The following is a 24,674-nucleotide window of genomic DNA, read 5'->3' as shown; positions in this document are numbered from 1 at the left end:
GATGGTGGTTTCAAAGTCAATTTGCCTAAGTCCTGATTTAAGTTTTTTCAGGTTTTTATATCAAACCCGCTCAATTCAGCAACGCTGAAAAAGGTTCCATCTGAGCACCATTGCCAAATCTTTCTCAATATCTCCATCTCCCCCACTCCCACACTCCCCATCTCCCCCACTCCAACTCCCCTAACACCTAACCTTCATCCCTTGACCTGCTAACCATCCAGTTGTCCATGCACTTTGAAAATTAAAGCCTCCTGTAACTCCATCAATATCTAATATTTCACCCGCAAAATATAACCCCTGACAACAACGACTTTCCATAGTTTTAAAATTAATTTCTTTCAAATTCACCCCACCACAAGTAACAAACTCTTCCTTAAAAACCCCTTTACCCTGAACTTGATATTTACCTTGAGTTAATTCTAAAATCAACTTATTAATAGCTTTCTTTGATAACTCCCCCCAACGTTTTTGCGGGTCAATATCCGCAGCAATAATTAAACTTTCCCACAAACGGCGCGGTAAAGAAAACGGACAACTATTAACGATCGCTTTCTTTTCCTGAGTTTTGAGTGCTAATAACTGTGTTCGTATATCCTCTGGGTTAAGCTTAGATAACCAATTAATAAATAAACTAGCTTGATAGTCATTTTCATGGAGAAATCTTGCACCCCAGGCGGATAATTTCAAAATTGCCGGACCACTTAAACCCCAGTGAGTCACAAGTACAGGTCCTATCTGTTTTAATTTAGCCATCGGCAGTTGTAAACAAACATTCTCAACCGAAATACCTGCCAACCCTTGGAAACGTGGGTCAGAAATCTTGAAAGTAAATAGAGAAGGTACAGGTGCTATAACCTGATGACCCAATGCTTTTGCCCAACGATAACCAAGAGGACTACTACCAGTCGCTAAAAGTAGGCGATCGCATTCCACAATTTCTCCCGATTTTAATCTGATTTCAAATAAATTATTATCCCCCACCGTTGACTTTCGTGCTAAAGAAACCACTGCTGCACCCGTGCGAATATTCACACCTCGGTCTAATGCGACCCTAGTTAAACACTCAACAATTGTAGCAGAATCATTAGTAGTGGGAAACATCCGTCCATCTGCTTCTGTTTTTAACTGTACGCCCCTTGCAGTAAACCATTCCACAGTATCACGAGCCTGAAATTGACTAAATGCACCCCGAAGCGCTTTACTTCCCCTGGGGTAATTTTGAACAAAAATTCCTGGGTCGAAGCAAGCGTGAGTAACATTGCAACGACCACCGCCAGATATACGCACTTTAGCCAGAGTTTGTCGCCCTGCTTCTAAGATGGTCACATTTGTGTGGGGGGTGCTACAGGCGATCGCTCCAAAAAAACCTGCTGCTCCCCCACCTACAACTACAATTTTAAGAGGTGGGAAAAACATTTTATCAATGGATAATGGATAATTGATAATTAATAGTTGATAGTTGCTTAATTTGGTCTAAGACCTCTTCATTTATGAAGAAAATCAAAAGAAAATATTTTCCTTAAGTTCAATTCTCTTCTTTCAAAGAGAGGTAATTATCCATTATTCATTGTTCATTATCAATTGTTGAAATATATATATTATAGCAGTCTATATATTATAGCAGTCGAAGCATAACTTAGAACATTACTAAATGTTGTTTGCGCAGCATTTTCGCAGGAAAAACTAAGTCAGAGATTACTTCTGACTTCTGAGTTTTGACTTCTGACTTGCGCGTAGCGCTATAGTTACTCTTCTATTGGTTCAAAATCATCTTTGCCTACTTCGCAAACTGGGCAAATCCAATCATCGGGAATTTCTTCAAAGGGTGTTCCTGGTGCTATTCCTGAATCTTCGTCTCCTTCTTCTGGGTCATATATATATCCACAAGCATTACAGACATATTTTTTCATTTTAATCTATTCCTCTCTAATAGTTCACCTGGATTTTACAAGTTTGTGGGTTAGAGGTTCCACTGTCAAATTGCAAAGTTTTGTTAACTTTTTGGGTTGTCCTGCTCGCGTAATGGTGAAGAGATATATTTTTTAATTTCTTCCCAAACTCCCCAGATTCCACTCCCAGGAGGGGTTAGGGGTGGGTCTCCAAACTCCCCAAACTCTCTCTACCATTACTATGCACCACTACAACTGTTTGATGGTCTTTTACTCACTTCGGTCAAAGTAGACCAAAGCAAGAATGTTTTCCGGAATGTCTGTACTGTTAATTGTAGTTTTGGCTTTGTGGTTTATCTATCTGAAAAATGGGAGATGAAGGGTCATTTCAGTTATCAGTTATCAGTTATCAGTACCTCTGCAATAAGGAGGCTACGAAAATAGGGAATTCTGTTTTTTTTATCCCCTTAAAAGGGGAGACTTTAGACAACAATTTCTCAGTAATTTTTACTACTGTTTTGTGAATCTTTTCTTCCAGATATCTAAATATGTGTTTTTACGGGTAGATGTATGAATTTAATTTGAATTTGCGACAATTACTAATTGTTAAATTAAACCAGCTTTGACCAGAATTTAATTCTAACAGGACTTACATAAATTATTAGACAATATGCTATCCGTAGGGGTTCATTAATTGATAATTGATAATTACCTCTGGTTAAAACCGTCCTTGATTGAATATAAGGAAATATTATTTCTTCTCTTGGTCGATTGGATATGGTTAGGAAACCCATCTATCCCACCCTTCGGGAAGCTACGAATATCGACCGCTTTTTTCCCCTTAAAAGGGTCGGCTTTAAACCAGAATTATTTAATTATTAATTATTAATTATTAATTATTCGGTAAATGCCTATTTGTAGGGGGCGTTAGCGGAGCTTTGCGTTAGCAAATGCCATTCGCCCCTACTGGATATAACGATTCTGCGTAAGTCCTGTCTAAGTAAAAAAAAACTAATAAAACAGGTAACAAATGGAAACCGAACTCACACCTAATGGCAATAATTTACTCGCCACCGATAATGCAGAAGCGATCGCTCTTTCTCCTGGAGAACTCGCTAATTTTCCCGATGGGTTAGCTGCTCTTAGTGGCAACGATACAGTTACGGGGTCTTCAGACTCGGAATTCATCCTGGGAAACCGGGGTGAAGATAGCCTTATTGGGGGGGGAGGCAACGATACTTTAATGGGTGGGAAAGACAATGATACAGTAGAAGGTGGCAATGGTAACGACTTAGTTCGTGGCGATCGCGAAGCTGATGTTGTTAGAGGGGGCAATGGTGGGGATAGTTTATTTGGAGGCAAAAATAACGACCGCCTCTTTGGGGACGAGGGCAATGATGTTTTATTTGGTGATCGGGATAATGATACTCTCAGTGGTGGTTTGGGACAGGATACTCTCAATGGTGGAACAGGTAGCGATGTGTTTGTCTTAGAAAGTGGTGCAGGTGTGGATGAAATAGCTGACTTTGAAAATGGTATTGATATAATTCAACTACCCGATGGTTTAAGTTTTGACAATATCAGTCTAGAAAATAGTAGTGGTAGTCAGCAAAATACTGCGATAGTCGATCGCCTCACTGGAGAAACTATAGCGCTAGTAAATAATGTGTCTGCAGGGAGTCTCAGTAGCGCCAATTTTTTATTTGAAGAAGGTCTGAATACTGAAACAGATAATCAAAATTTCATTAATAGAGTTGTCGAACTGACCAACCAAGAGCGCACCCAGTTGGGTTTATCTCCCCTCAGCACAGACCCATTATTAGGTCAGGCGGCGCAAACTCACACAGAGAATATGGCACTGCAAGACTTTTTCGACCATACAGGGTTAGATGGTTCTTCAGCAGGCGATCGTATTGAAACTACAGGTTACGACTTTTCAGCTTGGGCAGAAAATATTGCGGTAGGGTATTTGACACCGGAGGCAGTAGTAGAAGGATGGATGAATAGTCCAGGACACCGCGCCAACATTCTCGATCCAAATTTGCAGGAAATTGGTGTTGGTTACTATTTCTTAGAAAATGATACTGGTAGCGTTAATTTCAATAATTATTGGACGCAAGTATTTGGAACACCTTTGTAGAGGTGGAGATGGGGAGGATGGGGAGATGGAGAGGTGGGGTATCTTGAAGTATTTTCAATTATTGCCTCTATCCCATTTACTGCTGTTTGCCTCTAAACTTTTGATGCAAATATACCCTTGTAATATTATGTCTGGATAATTAGTGATCAAAAAAACTTTCTCCTTTTCCTCCTCTTGCTTTTTCCTTCTTCCTTCTTTAAGATATAATTTAGGGCAAAATAACTTCTATTTATATCTATGGCATTAGCACCTTTATTTCCTATTTTACATCCAATATTAAAATCAGCTTTCCCTAATTGTTTATGGCAAGGAAATACACAAAAATCAGAAATTACTCTTACTTTTGATGATGGACCACATCCAGAATATACACTTCAATTATTAGAAGTTCTAGATAAATATCAGATTAAAGCTAACTTTTTTTGGTTAGGTATATGTATAGATCGTTATCCAGAAATAGCTAAAGCTGTATATGAAAAAGGTCATTGGATTGGTTTACATGGCTACGAACATATATCATTTCCTCAACTAACTCCTATTCAACTTAAATCTAGTTTAAAAAAAACGCAGCTTTCTATCTATAATGCTTGTGGATTAGAAGCAAAATTAGTTTGTGATGTTCGTCCTCCCAATGGTGTATTTCTACCTCAAACTTTAAAGTTATTACAGGAATGGGGATATCGAAATGTTATGTGGAGTGTAGTACCTGAAGATTGGGTTAGACCAGGAATTTCAGTTGTAGTTAATCGAGTAGTTCAGCAAACCTCTAATGGTTCTATTATTGTTTTGCATGATGGATTTTATGGCGGTCAAGATGTGGCAAAAATAGCTGCTGAAATAACTCCGATTTTACTAGAAAAAAATTACAAATTTATTACCATAGACAAAATGTGACAAACAAACAAAACAGATAGAATTAAGTAACGAAAGATAGATCAATAAATACAGCGCACTTCATATTAGTAAGGTACACCATTCGCGGGCAAGATGCCTGCACTACAAACACTTTGCTCTTCATATTTGTACCTCATTTACTTGAAATATGCTGTAGATTTATCATTTTTTTCTTCTTGCTTCTTATATCAAGCGTGAAAAAAGAATGTTGAGAATAATCAGGGCTAACAAAAGAATATAGAGGATATTTTTATTCAAATAAAAATATAAATGATGACATCAAAAATGGTGTCAAAGCTATTCATTCTTAATCCTAAGAAATAACATAGTTATTTGTAGCAAAGAATTATCAAATTGGTATTAATTATTCAATCAATAAAACTCTCCTTAACGAAGTTAGAAGTCAGAATTCAGTAGGGGTGTTAACAATAGTTATGCGAAGCAAACGGCCGTTCGCCCGTACAGAAGTGATTTTTGTAACGGGGATTTGAGCAACTATCCAAAAATATTTCGCCTTAAAAGGCGGGGTTGCGCGACCCATATTATTTTGATAAATTATCGAATAATTAAGTTTTACAATCTCTCCTTCACTGGGATACTGGTTGTCGCCCTACAACGATAAAAAATCCTTTTAATAATCCTACAATTTTAAGAAAAGGTAATTATTAATTGTTGAAATAAGCCTTTTCTCGTAATCCTGAATGAAACATTCTAAAAAGCACCCATTTTTTGATTGACAAATGTCTAATAGACCTCTGGTAAAGATCAAAAAGAAAATCAATTCTTATCCATAAATTATTAATTACTTCTCCCTATTGCCCATTGCCTATTGCCTATTCCCTCTTTTTTGGAGATGTCTAATGAAAATGGAACCAAATATAATTTTCTTTAGTCAAAGATAGAATAAACTGGCTAAAATAAGAAATTGTCAGTCTGTAATCAAAGCTTTCTTCTCAAGGTAGTCTTGAGTAGTTCAGATGACAAAAGTTGAGCTATTTTTTAGAACTCAAAATTGGTAGAGGAAAATTAATGATAAAAAATTATAAATGGCATCCTGTAGTTGCTTTAGTTGTAACATTAAGTACCATAATCAATCCCAAGTTATTTGACCATAAAATTATCAAACCAGCACTTGGTCAAACAACCTTAAAAGATATACAAAATCATTTTGCTCAAGCTTGTATTGAAGATTTATTAGACCGAAAAATAATATCTGGCGACTATGAAAATCAAACATTTCGCCCTAATGCACCTGTAACTAGAGCGGAATTTGCTGCAATGATTACTAGGGCTTTTCCAGATGCAAAATTAATCCGCGACCCGATTAAATTTGTAGATGTTCCTCAAAATTATTGGGCTTATAATGCAATTAAAAAATCTTATGAAATGGGTTTTATATCCGGATATATAGGCAAAACTTTTAACCCTACTCTCAAAATTACAAGATGGCAAGTATTAACAGCTTTAAGTGAAGGATTAAATTATCGAGCAAGTGCATCTGTAGAACGAAATTTAAACGCAATTTTTGAAGATGCAGAAGCAATTCCTGAAGAGGCGAAAAAATCTATTGCCGCAGCAACAGCAAAAGGTATTGTTGTAAATTATCCAAATGTGAGGAAACTAAATCCTAATCGAGATGCTACTCGCTCAGAGGTGGCTACTTTTCTCTGTCAATCTATTGCAAATTTTGAAACAAATAATGATAGTTTAGTTTCTAAAGTTCCCTCAGAATACATTGCCAAAATTGATATAGATACTCAATCAACAACTACCGCAACTGCACCAGAAATTACTCCAGAATCTACGGCAAATACTAACTCAGAAACTACTCCAGAATCTTCTACAGAAAATACAGAACCACCAGGAATTGTAGAAAGGTTTGGCAACGGTAATTTACAAGCAGAAATTATTTACGAACAAGCAAATAATACAGATTTAGTAAGTAACTTAAATCTGAAAATTATCAGAGATGGAGAAATTATTTTAAATGAACCAATACCAGTTAAATCTTTAGCAGGTGACTCAGAATCTGACACTGAAATGGAAGTATTAGCAGGTAGATTCGTGAAAGTACAGTTACTAGACTTAGATGGAAATGGAGAATCAGAAGTATTAGTAGATTTAGTAACTATAAATAATAGTGATGTTGTATTTGATAGTGGTACTTATTCATTAATTTATCTCTACGAACCAACACGAAATAAATATTCTATGTTGCGTCATTTCTGGGGAAATGTAAATTATAGACTCACAGATTTAGATAAAGATAATATTCCAGAATTTAAAAGTGTTGATGGTAGATTTGCTAACGTATTTTCTAATAGAAATGATGCTAGATTTCCCATTCGTATTTGGCAGTATCGTCAAGGAGAAATGTTAGATGTTACTAGGCAATATCCAGTACAAATAAATACTAGCGCTTCAGAACTTTGGCTAGAATTTTATCAGCGTTCTAGTCAAAATCAAAATGTCAAAGGAGTTTTGGCAGCTTATCTAGCAAATAAATATTTGTTAGGTCAAAAAGAAGATGGTTGGAAATTAATAGAAAAGGTATATCAAAACAGCGATCGCGAAGTATATTTTGATAGTTTGCGTCAATTTTTAGTAGATAAAGGTTATGATAGCGATCGACAAATTAGCAGAAATGTAGTTGTGCCTGAAAATACTGCTACAGAAAATCAAGAAACTGTCACCTTTGCGACTAATGACACGGAAGAAATTTCACCTCAAATAACTACAGAAAAGACAGAAACAGAAAATACACTTCCACCAGAAACAACAGAAACAGACGATAACCCTGAAACACAAAGACCCGAAACTTCACCCCAAGCAACCACAGAAACAGAAAATACACTTCCACCAGAAACAACAGAAACAGACGACAACCCTGAAACACAACGACCCGAAACTTCACCTCAAGCAACCACAGAAATAGAAAATACACTTCCATCAATAACATCTCCACCAGAAACAACAGAAACAGACGATAACCCTGAAACACAACAACTCGAAACTTCACCCCAAACAACCACAGAAACAGAAAATACAGAAACGCAGCCAGATATTAGTAACGATCTAGTGCTAGCACCAAGGTTAGTTCGCTCTCTATCTAATCAGCAACCAGATTCTGCTTTCTCTGTAACCATTAGTTTTGATGGAGAAATATTAGCCAGTAGTCGCGGTCAAGATATCCTACTGTGGAACTTACAAACAGGCAAATTGCTAGATACTTTATCCAGTCATCAAGCTAATGTGCGCTCAGTAGCAATTAGTCCAGATGGAAGAACTCTAGCTAGTGGAAGTGGAGATGGTACAGTAAAATTATGGGATATTCCTACAGGAGAAATGCTCGTCAGTTTTTTGCATTCAGGGGTAGTAACTGCTGTTGGTTTCACCGCTGATGGCAGAGCAGTAATAGGATGCAGCGCCGATCGCGGAATGAAATCTTGGGATATTTATACAGGGCAACTACTGCACAGGATGAATGGTACTCAACCTATTGCTTTTGGCGCTGGTGGCCTGCGCATGGCAGCTAGTGGAGGGCCGAGATTTATTCGACTGTGGAATGCAGAGCAAGGGCAACTGTTGAAAAATCTTTCTATACCCAATACAAATAATAATCGTGGCATAGAAGCGATCGCTTTCAGTGAAGATGGGCAAACTATTGCTCATGCGATGAAGGGAGAAAGTAAGATTTTAGTCTGGGATGTGGAAAGCTGGAAAGTACGTTATACTCTAGAAAAACATTCTCAGGCAATTAAGGCGATCGCAATTAGTCCAGATGGAAAAATACTTGCTAGTAGTAGTGAGGATGGTAATATTAATCTGTGGGATCTTGGTACTGGAAAATTGTTGAGAAGTATCAAAGGTGATGGTGCAATTGTTTTTAGTCCAGATAGCAAACAACTTGTAAGTGTTTCGCAAGATAATATTATTCAGTTATGGCAAATTTATGGGTCTGCGATCAAACAGTAAAATTATAGGTAGTCCTATAGATGTAGTAATATCAAATCCGCTCGGGTTCGGTATAAAAAAAATTTTCATCTTCATCCAAGAGCAAATGTTTCGCGCATTCTCTTTCCTCCTGACTCCTGTCTTCCCCTCCTAGGAGGGGTTAGGGGTGGGTTGTCTCCTACCCTTACCCATAAGACTTTTTCAGAAAACCCTAATTAGGGGTTTGAGTAAGGCAGCTATGTATCCCCCCTAACCCCCCTTTGAAAGGTTTTCCCCTATTGTCACCTTAATTTTATACACAAACGATGCTACCGGACATGATATTAAGGGATAATTTGAGTAATACTAATTCCCAAAAGTAATGCTATACTTAGGCAGCACTTCAGTTATTAAGTAATTAAAACAAGTTAAATCACTTTGCATGCTAATTTGAGCTAATTTAATATTAATTGTTCTTATGTTTACTTCTCCCCCACTCCCCTACTCACCTACTCCCCTACTCAAGAAAACGTAGAAAAGTTTTTGATAAATGGTATAAGTGAGAAAAGGAAAGGAAGGATTACTTTTTGCTGCAAGAGGGTTTGTTAAAAGAGGCAGAAAGTTGGTTGGAAAAAGCAGAGCAAAAAATTCCGGAAAAAGAGAGGGAGTATGTTGAGAAAAGTAGGAAAATACGAGAGAGAGTGACAAAAACTTATTTCTGGGTTAACAGGTGGTTTGGCGATCATGTCATTATTTGCTGTGTAGGCGGTGTGGCAATAGCAACGTGCGGAAAGACAAAGTTTGATTAATGAAGTAGATAGTTTGAGTAATTTAGCATTGAATCAATTTCAGTCTGGGGCTTTAAACCAAATAGATTATGGTGAATCAGTAGGGGCAATTCACTAAGGAATAACAAAATTTGAACAAGGTCAGGGAAAAGCTGCCCATTTTACATTAACAGAGTTGAGAAAAAACATGATATTTCAGGTTTAAATTTCTCCATCTGCTTATAATTCTTTTACTGATACTTCTAATTCGTCTACTAATTCTTTTAGTTCTAATTGTTCATGGGAGGATAAGCTTTCTGATTCTTCATCAAGTGAACTTTCTTCTGCCGATAAGAACCTTTCTACTTCTGCTGATAATTCATCTAATTCTTCTAAAATTCTTGTTCTTTGTCTGCGTAAACTATTTGTTTGCCTGGGAAATTGTTCTAGTTCTAATTTTTCATAGGAGAAGAAGCTTTCTGATTTTTCTTCGCCAAGCTGACCAGGTTTAGTTTGCTTTGTTAAGATCCCCTTTTCCCACACTAACATTTCCAGTTCCATATCAGTGAGTTCATCGAATGAGGAGTTCAGAGTTTGTTGATTAATGTGTTTTTTGGCTGTTGTTGTAATTGCAATAGTTGGGTTCTTCATGGTTTGTGGTTTCCTATGTTTGAACTTTTGCTTTTCTTCATATTACTAAATTGTTTAAGTTTTTGCAAAGATATTTGTTGAAAAATATAAATAATTTATATTAAATAACAAAATAAGTTTAACTTATGACATTACGACTAAGAGCTAATTTATAAAGAAAATCTAAAGAAAGCTGCATCCTTATGAATGATAGTGTTATAATTATAGTCCACTGAAAAAGTTTTTTTGCTCTTCGCAGAAGCACTACAAAAATATTGGGAAACACAAAATAGAGAACTATATAGAACCTTGTTGACATCCTCCCCGGCCTAAAGGCACGGGGATTCCTACCGAGCCGTGGCTCCTCGGCGGGTTGGCATCTCACAGGCTGCTGCACCCACCCCTCTTGCTCCCCTCCCGGGAGGGGATGGGGGTGGGTTACACTTGCCTCCATGCCCGTTTTTTGTCTCGGATTGCCCACCCGCGACTAATATATTTATTGCTGCATTCTCGTCTCTGTCGTGTTTTGTACCACAGTTGAGACATTCCCACTCTCGCACTGATAAGTCTAATTTACCACCTTTGAAACCACAACACGAGCACATTTGGGATGTTGGTTCCCAACGACTGATTACTCTAAAATCACGACCGTATTTTTCTGCTTTCCCTTCTAAAAAAGTCCGGAATTGTCTCCAGCCTAAATCAGAAACCCACCCCTCTTGCTCCCCTCCCAGGAGGGGATGGGGGTGGGTTGCGGTTTTTGACCATACCTGAAACGTTTCCTTCGGAATGCTTCGCAAACAAGTCTTCTAGAACAATTGTTTGGTTTTCACGAATTATTTCAGTAGATAATTTATGCAAAAAATCTGTCCTAGTATCCTTTAATTTGGCATGGAACTTAGCAACTCTCAGTCTAGCTTTTTCATATCGTTTCGACCCTAAGGTTTTGTTAGATAATAACTTACTTAACTTTCGATATTTCTTGATTCGTTTTTTGAGTGCCTTAGGAGCATCAATCTTTGTACCGTCACTCAATGTAGCAAAGGTTTTAATACCTAAATCTATACCTACTGAATTTTCATTTTCAGATAAAGTTTCTGATTGTATTTCTACTACAAAACTTAAGAAATATCTATTAGCTGAATCTTTGATTAATGTTACTGATGATGGAGAAGCAGGTAATTCTCTCGACCACACAATTTTCAGTTTTCCTATTTTGGCTAAATAAACTTTATGTTGACCAATTTTAAACCCTCCTTTTGTAAACTTAGCAGTCTGTCTTGATTTCCTTTTTTTGAATCGTGGAGGTTTTATAGGTTTACCTTTTCTCTTACCTTTGGTTGATTGAAAAAAGTTTTGATAAGCTTGGTTTAAATCATTTAAAGATTGCTGTAATGGAATAGCAGAAACCTCTGATAACCATTCTCTGTCTACAGTCTTTTTAGCAGATGTGATCAACTGTTTTTGAAGTTCAGCATTAGTGGGCTTCTTTTCTTCTGATTTATACTTTTGTTGGCAGCAAGCTAGGCTATCGTTCCAGACGACGTTGGGTTTTATTCTTCAACCCAACTTACACCTACATCCTCATAACTTCTGACTTGCGCGTAGCGCCATATCACCCCTTCATAGATATCGCTGACGATCTTTCTACAGAATACTCTGATTCCATCAAATCTTCCATAACAGCAGTTTCAAATTTAATTGGCCTCAACTGCACCGCACAAGCTTTTAACTCTGGTTGCCCAGACTCAGGACAAACTTGAGGATGAGTCAAAGCATTTGCCTCTGCTTGATTTGCCCATAGTGCCCCCCAGTGCATCGGCACAAATACAGTGCCTGGAGTAATAGCTTTAGTCACTTTTGCTGGAAATCTTGCTGCACCTCGTCGCGATCGCACCTCTACCCAATCATTTTCTTCAATCTCTAACTTCTGAGCATCCTTTGGATGAATTTCTATAAAAGGCATCGGGTGCATTTTTCTAATTTTATCAATGCGTCCTGTGCGTGTTTGAGTATGCCAATGAGCATATAAGCGCCCTGTTGTCAACACAAAAGGATAATCAAAATTTGGTGGCTCTGCTAAACCTTGAGAGTAAAATGTAGCAAACCGTGCCCTGCCATCAGGAGTATTAAATCGGAAATTAGTATACAGACGCTTCTGAGATACCCCACTACTATCGGGGCAAGGCCACTGAATCGGACCTTTTTCCCGTAATCGCTCGTAGGTAATATCAGTTTGGTCGCAAGGGCGATCGCGTGTCAACTCAAGAAATTCAGCTCTCACTGCTTCCGAGTCAGCAAAATCAAACTGATTTGTAAATCCTAAACGGCGACCCACCTCTGCAAAAATTTCCCAATCTGCTTTTGCTTCTCCCAGGGGTTCGCGGAATGCAGTACACAAAGTTACCATTCGCTCCGAGTTTGTCATTGTGCCTGTTTTTTCTCCCCACTGAGCAGCAGGTAACAACAGATGAGCATATTCCGCTGTTTCAGTAGGATAATAAGCATCCTGATAAACAGTAAAAGGCGATCGTAACAAAGCTGCCTTAGTCCGCTCTAAATCTGGCATACTCACCGCTGGATTAGTCGCTGCAATCCACAAACAACCTAATTCTTGACGTTCTAAAGCCGTAATCATCTCCCAAGCAGTACGACCAGGAACAGCAGAAATTTGCCCAGGAGTCAATCCCCATAACTTTTCCAAATCAGCCCGATGTTGGGGATTTTTCACCACCCGATAACCAGGCAAAATATGAGCCAATCCTCCTGCTTCCCTACCACCCATAGCATTGGGTTGACCAGTCAGTGAAAACGGTCCTGCACCCGGTTTACCAATATTACCTGTCATCAAATGCAAATTAATCAGAGTACGGACTTTTGCCGTCCCCTCAGAGGACTGATTCATCCCCATTGACCACAAAGATAACACTTGCTTTGACTGACTCCAATAACGAGCTGCCGTTTCCAAATCATCCAAACGAATACCGCAGTGGCGTGCAACTAGATCGGGTGGGGAGTGACGAATCACATCAGTGTATTCAGGAAAACCAGTCGTACATTCATCAATGAATGTAGCATCGATCGCTCCCCAACGCATGAGTAGATGAGCAATACCGTTAAGTAGATCGATATCCGTACCTGGTCGAATAGCCAAATGCAAATCTGCTACTTCTGCTGTTTTAGTACGACGGGGGTCTACCACGATCATTTTCACTTTCCTATTTTTCTTGTGGTAAACCCGCAGACGATTAAATACAATGGGGTGACATTCAGCTGTATTAGTACCGATTAAAAATGCACAGTCTGTTTTTTCTAAATCGTCGTAGCAACAGGGGGGACCGTCAGAACCAAAACTTTGAATATATCCCGATACTGCCGAAGACATACACAGACGAGAGTTAGCGTCAAAGTTATTAGTTCCCAGACATCCTTTGAGCAATTTCTGAGCTACATAATAATCCTCTGTTTGAAACTGACCAGACCCGTACATACAAATTGCATCTGGTCCTTGGGTGAAGCGTACAGTTTGAATCCGATTAATAATCCGATTAAAAGCTTCCTCCCAAGTAACGCGACGGAAGGGTTCATCTAGAGTATCACGCATCATTGGATATTTGAGGCGACTTTTATCCAATGATTCAGTAACGGTGGCACCTTTTACACAAACTTTGCCTTGACTTGAGGGATGAGAGCGATCGCCCCGCACTTGCCAAATGGGATTACCTTTGCTATCTCGATTTGTTGCTTTTCCAGGAATTGCTGGCGGTAATACATCTAAGCCACAGCCAACTCCACAATAAGGGCAAAGAGTTTTGGTAGGTTCCATAGTTTACTTTAAGAATAATTTTATTGGCAGACGAACAAGTTAAATTCAAGCGAATATCATTTACATTTGGATGTTAAATAATTTAATTTTGTATTCCAGCAGAATAACTTCTGCTGCTAAACTTTCCCTGATTTTTTGCTATTTATAATTAATATAATATAATACTTAATATCAATATTTAAGTTTTATGATTGTGAATTTAATTTTTGTTTATTATTGAAGACTTTATGAAAAATTATCTGTCACATTGGATACGTTTTAATACAGTTTTAAAATCGTAGGTTTTGTCATTGAACAAAGAGTCACAAAACGTTTACCCTACCTAAATTTTTTCATTGATAAATTTTAGTAAAAACCTTTAGTAAAAACCAAAATTTACTAATTCAGGCTGAAATAATATTATATTCAGTTGAATACCGGTACTTTGATATTCTTTACAGCGAAAATGCCTTCAAAGTTAGTAGGGGCAAGGGAAATACGTTGCTCTGGCTAAAAATGCCTCTTTGCGTAGCATTCCGCAGGAAAACCTAGATATATCAGGAAAAAGGTTTTTTCAATGTAAAACCTAGACTATATAAGGGTTTGATCCTGTTATTAACATATTTTTTGCCAAAGTACCGATACTTATACATAATTAGGAATAGGGAGCATTTTATATTATTTGTCCCCTCTGGGCAGGGTCAATTTATTGTCACGCTTAGAAAAATTGATGGGGAGATGGGGAGATGGGGACTCACCCCTAACCCCTTCTAGGAGGGGAATTTGGGGATATGGGGAGATTCTTAATATTTGCACAATTAAATGTATTTCATATCCATATAAATATTCTCTGACGAGAATGAATTAATCCTGCCCCCCTCCAGGGGAGCTACGCTAATAGATAATTACTTATAATAAAGTTTTTGTTTGTAGTTGGGCTTGAGCCTGTGCAATACTTAATATGAGAGCTAGAGCAAAACTACGGACTTGATGATAACTGTTCTACCGTAAGCATAGCTCCCCCGAAGGGGGCACATGATATTAACAGAAAATCAGGACAAGAGTAGGAAAAGTAATAAACCTGCCACATTCTCTAATCAGCAGAGCTTAACTGCAACTAAACTAAATGAAATAAGTGGGCATTAATCTTCAGCAAACATAGGAACAGATTCTAGATTCACTTTCTCTTCATCCTCTTCATCCTTATGGTGCTCGGCAAATGAACCCTCTGGCTCTTTCAAGAAGAAAGCACACAGGAACGCCACAATTATTGACATTACACCGAGAACTTCAAAGAAAATTCGATTACCAACAGCACCTTCAGGCAATAAACTAAACGTAGTCAGATAAACTACCGCACCTACGTTACCATAAGCACCAACATTACCAGCAATTTGACCTGTAACTCGGCGCTTAATTAAAGGAACTATAGCAAAAGTAGAACCTTCAGCAGCTTGCACAAAGAAAGAACACATCATAGTAAGTAACACAGCAGCAGGTAGCCACCAACCTCCAGTTACACGACCAAATGTGAGATAACCAATTCCCATCCCAGCAGTCAATACTGTCATTGTCAACTTCCGACTACCAAGTTTGTCTGAAATTAAACCACCACCAGGACGAGATGCCAAGTTCATGAAAGCATAGCTAGCTGCTATCATCCCTGCCACGGCTTTATCCAGGCCAAAAGTATTTTCAAAGAAAGCAGGAAGCATAGAAACTACTGCTAACTCAGAACCGAAGTTAACAAAATAAGTGAGTTCTAAAATTGCCACTTGAGAAAACTGATAGCGGTCAGCAGGAGGATAACGCTTATCACCTGCCATCAACTCTTTATTAGCTGCCCAACAGTTATAAGTTTGGAAAGCGTACAAACCTAAGAGCAATAGCCAGACAATATAAAGTTGACCTTGAGATAGAAAACCAACTTTACTCAATCGCCAAGCTAGTAAACAAAGAACTCCTGTTAAAGGAAGATTCATCAAAATTAGGAAGATAAAATCTTTCTGGGTTGTAACTTCTAAACCTGTGGCACGCTTAGGTTTTTTATACACCTTACCAGGAGGGGTATCTTGAACATTGAAGAAATAAAACGCACCATAAAGTGCAGCTATAATACCTGTCAGAGCGATCGATAACCGCCAGTTCAATATCTCACCGGCACCAAAAGTTAACACAGCAGCTACAGTAGGAAGGGTAAAAGCAGAAGCAGCAGAACCAAAGTTACCCCAACCGCCATAAATACCTTCTGCCAAACCTATTTCTTTAGGGGGAAACCATTCAGCGACCATGCGGATACCAATAACGAAACCAGCACCAACAATACTCAGTGCCAAACGACTGATAACTAACTGGCTGAAATTCTGTGCAAGAGCAAAACCTATACAGGGAATAGCTGCATACATTAGTAACAGTGAATAGGTAATTCTCGGTCCGTATTTGTCCAATAACATCCCGATAATAATTCGGGCAGGTACTGTTAGTGCAACGTTACAGATAGCAATAGTTCTAATTTGAGAAGTTTCTAAACCAAAGTCTGCTTTTAATGATGTTGCTAATGGGGCTAAGTTAAACCAAACAACAAATGATAGAAAAAAAGCAAACCAAGTTAAATGGAGTATACGGTAACGGCCCCTAAAAGACCAAAGTTCTGTTAACATATTCTGTTGAATTACAATTATTAAGGCTATATAAGGTTACAAACAAAGATTAATTTCGCTGACAAGTCTAACTAAAAATAATCTGAGGCAGTTATGAAATTTGTGAATTAAATTAGTACCAGAGTGAAGTGTTAGTTTAAAGCGAACAATTCAATTTTTTTCTGATAACATAGTAGGTAGGCAAAAATTATAATTTATGTATTTTGCAGATTTTTCAGCACTTTAGCATCAAAAAGTTTCTTACTTTCATCGCTATCAGTGCAATTTTTAGTTAGTAGTGAATTATATATAAATTTCTACCTAACACCTACTATGTATTACCTCAAACCAAAGACCTATTTGGTTAACCATTGGTTAACTTGAAGTACACCATTGGGAGTTAGTAGCACTAAATATTCTGCTGTTGGTTTGTTCTCATCAATAATACTAGAGTTAGCCAATTTGGCTAGAGGAGTTTCCCCAATGTACTCGGAAGCTGCTTTATTTATATGTTCATACTTGGCAACCATTCCTGCAGAGTTCATTGTGACTCGATAGGCTAAATTTTCAGAAAAAGTTGGATATTGTTTCCAAGCTTGGTCGATCTGGTTGTACAGCATTGAGTTTAATTTCTCAAGAGTATTTGAGTCAGTAATAACTTTTGGTGCTGCTTGAGTTTCTGGAACTGCTGCCATAGTTACTTGAGTTTCTATGGATGAAGTTTCTGCAACAGGTACTGTATTAACTGCTGAGACTGACTCGGTAGTATTAACTGCGGAAGAAACTACAGCAGTTGATGGAGCAATAGTAGGTTTTGATGTGGGTGCGCTGGCTATAATAGTAGGAGTATCAGTAGTGGATGTAGCAACTATTGTTTCTTCTGCTTCTTGTTCTTGTTGTTGAGCATATTCTGCTAGAGAACTCTGCCAACTATTGACATAAGAACCAGCAAATAGTGTTAACCCGACTACAGACAGAATTTTCAGACCTAGAGATTTTGCAGTTTCGGGTGAATTGTTAGAAGCATTAACTGTAGTAGACATTGTTGAGATTCTCCTTATTGTTATTGTGCTTTGAATGTAATAAATTTTGTCCGTGAGACTAAATTTGAGAAACGCTATTTAAGCTTCTCCGGTCTTTATTTGTAAGATTTCTGATAGACTTTTGAAACACCCTTGATTGAAAACTTACTTTGGTTTAGCACCAAAATTTTCAATTAGTAAATTTCGTAAAATAGGTTTGAGGTCTTCACAGGGAATACCTTTTTGAACGCAACTGCCGAGTTTAGCATCTTTGCCAACTGTGCCTCCCATGTACAGGTCAACACTATCAACCATTTTGCCATTTTTGCGCGCTTTAGTACCCATTAAACCAATATCTGCAACCTGTGGCTGTCCACAAGAGTTGGGGCAACCAGTCCAGTGAATGCGTACTGGTTTTGGGATGAACAGTTCAGCCTCAACTTCCTTTGCCACTGCTAGGGCGCGACTTTTGGTTTCAATCATAGCAAAGTTACAAAACTGTGCCCCTGTGCATGAAACTACAGCCCGAGTTAATGGTTGAGGATTAATGGAAAATTTTTCTAGGAGTGGTTCCCCAAGGAATGGTTCTATTCTAGACTCAGGAACATTAGGAATAATAACATTTTGTTCCACAGTCAGCCGAATTTCTCCATTGCCATAAACCTCAGCTAGCCGTGCTAGGTCAAACATATTGTCAGCATACAGCCTACCAACCGGAATGTGCAACCCAATATAATTTAATCCTGGTTGTTTTTGTTTGTAAACCCCGATGTGGTCGCGTTTTTCCCAGATAATTTCGTCTTTTGGAGCTTCTGTCTCTAGAATTTGCCCCATTTGTTGCTGAACTTTTGAGCGGAATTCATCTAAGCCCCACTCATCTATCAGCCACATTAGCCTTGATTTTTGGCGATTTCCTCGGGAGCCATTATCGCGAAATACTTCTAGAATAGCCCGACAGATGGCAACAACTTGACTTGGTTCTACCCAAGCATTAAGAGGGATAGCTGCTGCACAACGTTTGGCCGAGAAAAAGCCACCAACTAGAACATTAAAGCCAAATTTATCGTTTTTGTAGGCAGGAACAAAAGCAATATCATTTATTTCCGCATGGACAGAATTATCACGGCATCCGGCGATCGCTATATTAAATTTCCGTGGTAGATTGGTAAATTCTGGGTTGCCTTTGCTATTGCCAGTAATCATGTCTTGGACTTGCTGTACTAACTCACGGGTATCGTACAGTTCATCAGCATCTATTCCGGCCACTGGGGAACCTGTGATGTTGCGTACATTATCCATGCCTGATTGAACGGTGGTTAAACCTACTTGTTCAAATCGATGGAAGATGTCTGGGATATCTTCTATCCTAATTCCCCGCAGTTGCAAGTTTTGTCTGGTGGTGATGTCGGCGCTGCCGTCTTCGCCATACCGTTGGACTATTTCTGCCAAGACTCCCATTTGTTGACTGGTGATGAATCCATTTGGCATCCGCATCCGCAACATAAATTTGCCTGGAGTTACTGGTCGGAAGAATACACCTAACCATTTTAGTCTGTGGTCGCGGTCAGTTTTATCTATTGCTTCCCAGCCAATATTGGCAAATTTTTCTAGTTCTGTTTTCACTGCCAGACCATCTTTTTCTGCTTTAAACTTCTCAAATTTATTTAGTTTTTGTTGGCGTTCTACTGTGCCAGTCATCTATAACTATCCTCATTGGTAGGCAATCTCATAAATTTTCGGAAAATTAACTGTAAGATGCTTGAATTGACCCAATTACTGATTTTTTTGAGCCGACAACTAGAAAATCAAAATGTTTAAAATTTCTGCATCTGTTGTCACCATCTCATGTCAAATTTTTATTAATTTGTTGCTGACTAATGTAAATGAGTTTCAATTAAATATTCGTATTATTTGTTACAAAATATATAGTTTTATGAATTTTATGTATTATTTAAATGCATTTATTGCATTTTAGCTGAAAAAGAGATATAGGGACAAAGCCTACTAACTGTTCCATGTTTTTTGTGCTGTAATTAAGGATGTGGGTCAGCTTAGAAATCTAGAAACTACAAGTCAGTCGTCATTATTAATCAGACAAACAGCGAAATAGCCAAATTGTAAATATACAGAACTTTTTAGGGTGCTCAAGCGCACTTTAATAACAGTGGAAGGAAAGAGCGCGGACATAAAATATCTTTACCCCCAATATCTCCTGGTTGCAACAGATTGCAAGAAAAAGAACAACGCTTCCGTCTAGCTTTTGACGATGCACCTATTGGTATGGATCTGGTATCACTAGATGGAAATTTTTTCGAGGTTAACCATGCTTTGTGCGAAATGATAGGTTACAGTGAAGCTGAATTGATCCAGTTAACTTTCCAAAAAATTACTTATCCTGACGATCTAGCTGTTGACCTTGCCTTTGTGCAGGAACTCTTAGAAGGAAAAAAAAGCAAATATAATATGGAGAAGCGCTATATTAGCAACGAAGGTCATATTGTCTGGATAATTTTGAGTGTTTCTCTAGCAAAAGATCCATCAGACGAACCTCTGTATTTTATTGCTAAAATTCAAAATATTACTCCCCGCAAGCAAAATGAAGCTCAACAGCAAAGACTCATTACTCAGCTAAAAATCAGTAACCAAGAACTAGAAGATTTTCCTTATGTAGCTTCCCAGGACTTGCAGGAACCACTACGGAAAATTCAGACCTTTGGCGATCGCCTCAAAGCTAAATATGGGGAAGTGTTGGATGAAAAAGGGCTAGACTATCTACAAAGAATGCAGAGTTCTGCCAACAGGATGCAAATTCTAATTAGGGATTTATTAGACTTCTCACGCATTACGACCAAAGCGCAACCCTATGTACCTGTAACTTTTTCTTAAATAGTAGAAGAAGTTATTGAGGACTTAGAGAACCGCATTGAACAAACAAAAGCTCAGGTGGAAGTAGAAGAATTACTTACTATTCAGGCCGACTCGATACAAATGCGACAATTGTTCCAAAACTTAATTGGCAATTCACTTAGAATTTAGTATACCAGAAAATTACCCCATTGTCAAGGTAGAAGCAATTTTACAGTCGGAAACTAATCAAGTTCAAATTATGGTATCCGACAATGGAATTGGTTTTGAGGAAAAATATTTAGACCGAATATTTACACCTTTCCAACGCCTGTATAGCAAGCAACAATATCAAGACACTGGTATAGGATTAACAATATGTCGTAAAATAGTAGAAAGACACAATGGTAATATTACTGATCGTAGTATCCCTAATCAAGGAACTACTTTTGTGATTACTTTGCCCATTGAACAAAGTTTAGATAAGCAAAATGAGCATATCTAAGTTGAATAAAACACCAGTACCAATTCTCATGGCTGAAGATGATGAGGACGATCGTCTCTTGGCAATGGAAGCTTTTGAGGAAAGTAAATTACTTAATAAATTATATATTGTTGAGGATGGGGAAGAATTATGATATTTTTTATATCATCGAGGTGCTTATACAGATATCACAACTTCACCTCAGCCAGGAATAATTTTTTAGACTTAAATATGCCAAAAAAAGATGGCAGAGAAGCTCTCAAAGAAATTAAAGCTGACCCTAATTTACGTTTAATTCCTATTGTAGTTTTAACTACTTCTAAAGCAGAAGATATCTATACTTCTTATCAATTAGGAATTAGTTCATTTATTGTCAAGCCAGTAACATTTGAGGGATGAATAGCAGTCATTCAAGGTTTGAGTAGATATTGGTTTGAAATTGTTGAACTCTCTGCTCGAAAATATTGAATCTGCTGGAGCAATTTTTCCGCCTAGTATTTCCTGGGAAAATTATATGTATTATATGCTTTATGTTGGCTATAATGACAATTGTCTACCTGAATATAACGATAATTCAGAGTATATAAATTCAAGCAGATTTTTATGCAAAAATACACTATTAATCTTCTCTTAATAGAAGATAATAAAGATGATTTTATTGCCATCGATGACATCTTGTCAAAAGTAGAGTCATCAAACATATCCCTGGATTGGAAAAATACTTATGAAGAGGGATTAGCTGCAATAGAAACAGGAGAATATGACGTTTGTTTGCTTGACTATCGTTTAGGAGAAAAAGACGGGATAGAATTACTCAAAACAGCAATAGAACTTAATTGTCAGACACCAATTATATTCATCACAGGTCAAGGCGATCGAGAATTAGACCTACTGGCGATGAAAATTGGAGCAGCAGATTATTTGAATAAATTAGAAATTCGAGAATATACATTAGAGCGAGTAATTCGTTATACAATTGAAAGAAATAAAAATTTAATTGCCCTCCAAGAAAGTCAAGCAAAACTACAAGAAGCACAAAAAATTCCTCATTTAGGTAACTGGGAATTCAACCTAAAAACACAGAAAATAACTTGGTCTGATGAAGTATTTCGGATTTTTGGTCTGAGTGGGACTCAAAAGTCACTAACTTATGCAGAATTCCTCCAAATGTTCGTTCCCGAAAGTAGAAAGTTGTGGGAGGAAAATATGGCTTTAATATTAGAGAAAACACAAAAATGTGAATGTGAATATGAAATAATTCGCCCGGACGGAACACTGAGATATCTTTATACAAAGACGACTTTAATCACAAATAGTAACTTAGAATCAATCGGCATATTTGGCACAATTCTAGATATTACAAAGCGCCAACTGGCCGAATTAGAAGTCAAAAAAATCAGAAAACAAGAGCATTTATTAAGTCTGGTGATTGACAGAATTCATCAATCTTTAAACTTAGAGGAAATATTAGAAACGACAGTAGAGTCGGTGCGAGAGTTTTTGCAGTGCGACCGGGTACTAATTTACCGTTTCTTACCAAATGGTCATGGTGTGGTAGAAAAAGAATCTTTAGCACCAAATTGTCTTTCACTGTTAGGAATGACAATAGTCGATCCATGTTTTCGCAACAGCAATATTTTAGAACGTTACAAACAAGGATATTTTAGTATTATTTATAATATTAATCAATCAGGGATGCAACAATGTCATATTGATATGCTCAGGGAACTTCAGGTGAAAGCAAATATAGTGCTACCTATCCTAATTACAAACGAAACTAAAAACAAAAATCATACTGACAACTCAGAAATTAATGTCTGGGGATTATTAATAGCTCATCATTGTCGAGAAAATAGACAGTGGGAAATATCGGAAACCGATTTATTAAGACGCTTGGCAGCTCAGACAGCGATCACTATTCAACAAGCTCAACTTTATCAACGCTTAGAAAAACTTAATCAAGAATTAGAAGCAATTGCATATATTGATGATTTAACAGGAGTGTTTAACCGTCGTCATTTTGAGCAAAAATTTAAACAAGAATGGAAAAGGTTGGCGCGAGAACAAGGTCTCATCTCAATTATTATGTTAGATATAGACTACTTTAAACCTTATAACGATACCTACGGCCATCAACAGGGAGATAAATGTTTGCAACAAGTAGCTAAAGCTATTCAAACGACAGTGAAACGCCCTGGAGATTTTGTCGCCCGATATGGTGGAGAAGAGTTTGTAGTTGTGTTGCCAAATACTCCCATGGAAGGAGCACTTAAGGTGGCAGAAAATATCAGAACAGAAATTGAAGCTTTAAAAATTCCTCATCAAGCTTCAGCAACAAGTCAGTGGGTGACAAGTAGCTTAGGAGTTGCAGATACTAATTGCTCAAAAACATCTAATCCAGAGAGATTGCTAAAAGCAGCAGATACAGCTCTCTACAATGCTAAAACTTCTGGCAGAAACCGCATAGGGATTTATTATATATCCATGGAAAGTCTAGAGAAACAACAGCAAGAAATTAATTTAGTTACACAACTACGAGATGCTTTAAGAGAAAACGGTTTTTGTCTGTTTTCACAAGCAATTGTCCCATTGCATGAAGGTGTACAAGCAAGACTTTATGAAGTTTTGCTTAGATTTAGATATCCTTCAGGTAAAATTGTTTCACCAGCTACTTTCCTACCAGTAGCGGAGCGCTATCATCTAATGCCAATAATTGACCGTTGGGTCGTAAAAAATCTACTATATTTCATGTCTTTGCATAAAATTGATAATTCACACCGAGATTGTATTTTTACTGTTAATCTTTCTGGTGCTAGCATCAACGATAGCCATTTTTTAGAATTTATCGAACATCAATTTGCCTGTTTTGAAGTGCCTCCCCAAAAAATTTGTTTTGAGATTACTGAGACCATAGCTATTACTAATTTAGATAAAGCAGCAAAATTTATTCAGTCTCTCAAACAAGTTGGTTGTAGTTTTGCTTTAGATGATTTTGGCAAAGGAATGTCTTCTTTTTCTGATCTCACAAACTTGCCAGTAGATTATCTCAAGATTAACGGGATGTTTATTAAGAAGATGGAAAAAGATACTGTCACTCAAGCAATAGTAGAAGGTATTCATCATATTGGCAGGGCAATGAATTTAAAAGTAATAGCTGAATATATAGAAACAGAGTCAATTCTCAACAAAGTCAATAGTTTAGGAATAGATTATGGTCAAGGCTTTTATCTTGACAAACCCAGCGCACTTTTGTTTTCTGTTTAAAGAGTCAGGAGTCAGGAGTCAGGAGTCAGGAGTCAGGAGTCAGGAGGAAATAAAAAGAAGAAGGAAGAAGAGGAGAAAATTTTTTCATCACTAATTATCCGGACATGATATAACTATTATACCAAATTGGGGGTTGCACATTATGGAATGATATTGCCAAAAATTGGTTTAGATTTTGACTAAAAATAACCATTAATTAATCATTCTAGCAATTGATTAATCCACAATCCAATTCAATCAAAAATATCAAATCATTCGTCACTGTGCAACGCCAAATAATATGGTAGTCCTATATATATTGTATCCTTCATCACAACTGCCAATTGTCCGTTCGCTGGCAGGAGAAACAGTTGATCATTTTCT

General features: G+C 37.6%; 18 protein-coding genes. 9 read left to right on the top strand and 9 right to left on the bottom strand.

Going from position 1 to position 24,674, the window contains the following annotated elements; translation table 11 throughout:
• Window positions 1-180: 180 nt before the first annotated feature.
• Both F6K27_RS18975 and rd read right to left on the bottom strand, forming a co-directional pair.
• Complete coding sequence (locus F6K27_RS18975; RefSeq protein ID WP_287277266.1) at window positions 181-1,416, bottom strand: NAD(P)/FAD-dependent oxidoreductase; 1,236 nt, start codon at window positions 1,414-1,416, stop codon at window positions 181-183.
• Window positions 1,417-1,745: 329 nt separating this feature from the next.
• Window positions 1,746-1,910, bottom strand: coding sequence for a rubredoxin (gene rd, locus F6K27_RS18970; protein WP_287277267.1), 165 nt, complete (start codon window positions 1,908-1,910; stop codon window positions 1,746-1,748).
• Between the two features lie 1,009 nt (window positions 1,911-2,919).
• On the opposite strand from rd, the gene F6K27_RS18965 reads away from it, so the two are divergent.
• The 4 genes from F6K27_RS18965 to F6K27_RS18950 all read left to right on the top strand — a co-directional run bounded on the left by F6K27_RS18965 (window position 2,920) and on the right by F6K27_RS18950 (window position 9,665).
• Complete coding sequence (locus tag F6K27_RS18965) at window positions 2,920-4,029, top strand: CAP domain-containing protein (RefSeq protein ID WP_287277268.1); 1,110 nt, start codon at window positions 2,920-2,922, stop codon at window positions 4,027-4,029.
• Window positions 4,030-4,266: 237 nt separating this feature from the next.
• Window positions 4,267-4,923, top strand: coding sequence for a polysaccharide deacetylase family protein (locus F6K27_RS18960; RefSeq protein ID WP_287277269.1), 657 nt, complete (start codon window positions 4,267-4,269; stop codon window positions 4,921-4,923).
• A gap of 1,029 nt (window positions 4,924-5,952) precedes the next feature.
• Complete coding sequence (locus tag F6K27_RS18955) at window positions 5,953-8,898, top strand: S-layer homology domain-containing protein (protein ID WP_287277270.1); 2,946 nt, start codon at window positions 5,953-5,955, stop codon at window positions 8,896-8,898.
• A gap of 545 nt (window positions 8,899-9,443) precedes the next feature.
• On the top strand, window positions 9,444-9,665 hold the full coding sequence (locus tag F6K27_RS18950; protein WP_287277271.1) for a hypothetical protein: 222 nt from the start codon (window positions 9,444-9,446) through the stop codon (window positions 9,663-9,665).
• A gap of 198 nt (window positions 9,666-9,863) precedes the next feature.
• Here the strand turns inward: F6K27_RS18950 and F6K27_RS18945 are convergent, their stop codons facing one another.
• From F6K27_RS18945 to F6K27_RS18915, 7 genes are all read right to left on the bottom strand, one after another.
• Window positions 9,864-10,274, bottom strand: coding sequence for a hypothetical protein (locus F6K27_RS18945; RefSeq protein ID WP_287277272.1), 411 nt, complete (start codon window positions 10,272-10,274; stop codon window positions 9,864-9,866).
• A 326-nt stretch (window positions 10,275-10,600) separates the two neighbouring features.
• A complete protein-coding gene (locus tag F6K27_RS18940; protein ID WP_287277273.1) occupies window positions 10,601-11,053 on the bottom strand; it encodes a zinc ribbon domain-containing protein in 453 nt (150 codons plus the stop codon).
• Entirely contained in the window at window positions 10,956-11,810 is an 855-nt protein-coding gene (locus tag F6K27_RS18935; RefSeq protein WP_287277288.1) for a transposase, read from the bottom strand. The genes F6K27_RS18940 and F6K27_RS18935 overlap by 98 nt, the downstream gene beginning before the upstream one ends.
• Before the next feature lie 58 nt (window positions 11,811-11,868).
• The gene (locus F6K27_RS18930) at window positions 11,869-14,079 is read right to left on the bottom strand and encodes a molybdopterin oxidoreductase family protein (RefSeq protein ID WP_287277274.1); all 2,211 of its coding nucleotides are present in this window, start codon (window positions 14,077-14,079) and stop codon (window positions 11,869-11,871) included.
• A 1,121-nt stretch (window positions 14,080-15,200) separates the two neighbouring features.
• Window positions 15,201-16,718, bottom strand: a complete 1,518-nt coding sequence (locus F6K27_RS18925) for an MFS transporter (RefSeq protein ID WP_287277275.1) — start codon at window positions 16,716-16,718, stop codon at window positions 15,201-15,203.
• A gap of 335 nt (window positions 16,719-17,053) precedes the next feature.
• Window positions 17,054-17,740 (bottom strand): hypothetical protein, encoded by a 687-nt coding sequence (locus F6K27_RS18920; protein WP_287277276.1) that lies wholly within the window; start codon window positions 17,738-17,740, stop codon window positions 17,054-17,056.
• A gap of 144 nt (window positions 17,741-17,884) precedes the next feature.
• Complete coding sequence (locus F6K27_RS18915) at window positions 17,885-19,417, bottom strand: ferredoxin--nitrite reductase (protein ID WP_287277278.1); 1,533 nt, start codon at window positions 19,415-19,417, stop codon at window positions 17,885-17,887.
• Window positions 19,418-19,945: 528 nt separating this feature from the next.
• On the opposite strand from F6K27_RS18915, the gene F6K27_RS18910 reads away from it, so the two are divergent.
• The 5 genes from F6K27_RS18910 to F6K27_RS18890 all read left to right on the top strand — a co-directional run bounded on the left by F6K27_RS18910 (window position 19,946) and on the right by F6K27_RS18890 (window position 24,311).
• Window positions 19,946-20,605, top strand: coding sequence for a PAS domain S-box protein (locus F6K27_RS18910; RefSeq protein ID WP_287277280.1), 660 nt, complete (start codon window positions 19,946-19,948; stop codon window positions 20,603-20,605).
• 127 nt (window positions 20,606-20,732) lie between these two features.
• Window positions 20,733-21,068, top strand: coding sequence for an ATP-binding protein (locus F6K27_RS18905; protein ID WP_287277282.1), 336 nt, complete (start codon window positions 20,733-20,735; stop codon window positions 21,066-21,068).
• On the top strand, window positions 21,055-21,201 hold the full coding sequence (locus tag F6K27_RS18900; RefSeq protein ID WP_240038859.1) for a hypothetical protein: 147 nt from the start codon (window positions 21,055-21,057) through the stop codon (window positions 21,199-21,201). Before F6K27_RS18905 ends, F6K27_RS18900 begins: the two co-directional genes overlap by 14 nt.
• Window positions 21,202-21,278: 77 nt before the next feature.
• Entirely contained in the window at window positions 21,279-21,446 is a 168-nt protein-coding gene (locus F6K27_RS18895) for a response regulator (RefSeq protein ID WP_287277283.1), read from the top strand.
• 204 nt (window positions 21,447-21,650) lie between these two features.
• Entirely contained in the window at window positions 21,651-24,311 is a 2,661-nt protein-coding gene (locus tag F6K27_RS18890; protein WP_287277285.1) for a GGDEF domain-containing response regulator, read from the top strand.
• The last annotated feature ends 363 nt before the right edge of the window (window positions 24,312-24,674 follow it).

This window comes from Okeania sp. SIO2F5, from assembly GCF_010692685.1.
GTDB classification, from domain to species: Bacteria; Cyanobacteriota; Cyanobacteriia; order Cyanobacteriales; family Microcoleaceae; genus Okeania; species Okeania hirsuta.
Note: the sequence above shows the minus strand (reverse complement) of the source record. Positions and strands in the feature narration are given on the sequence as shown.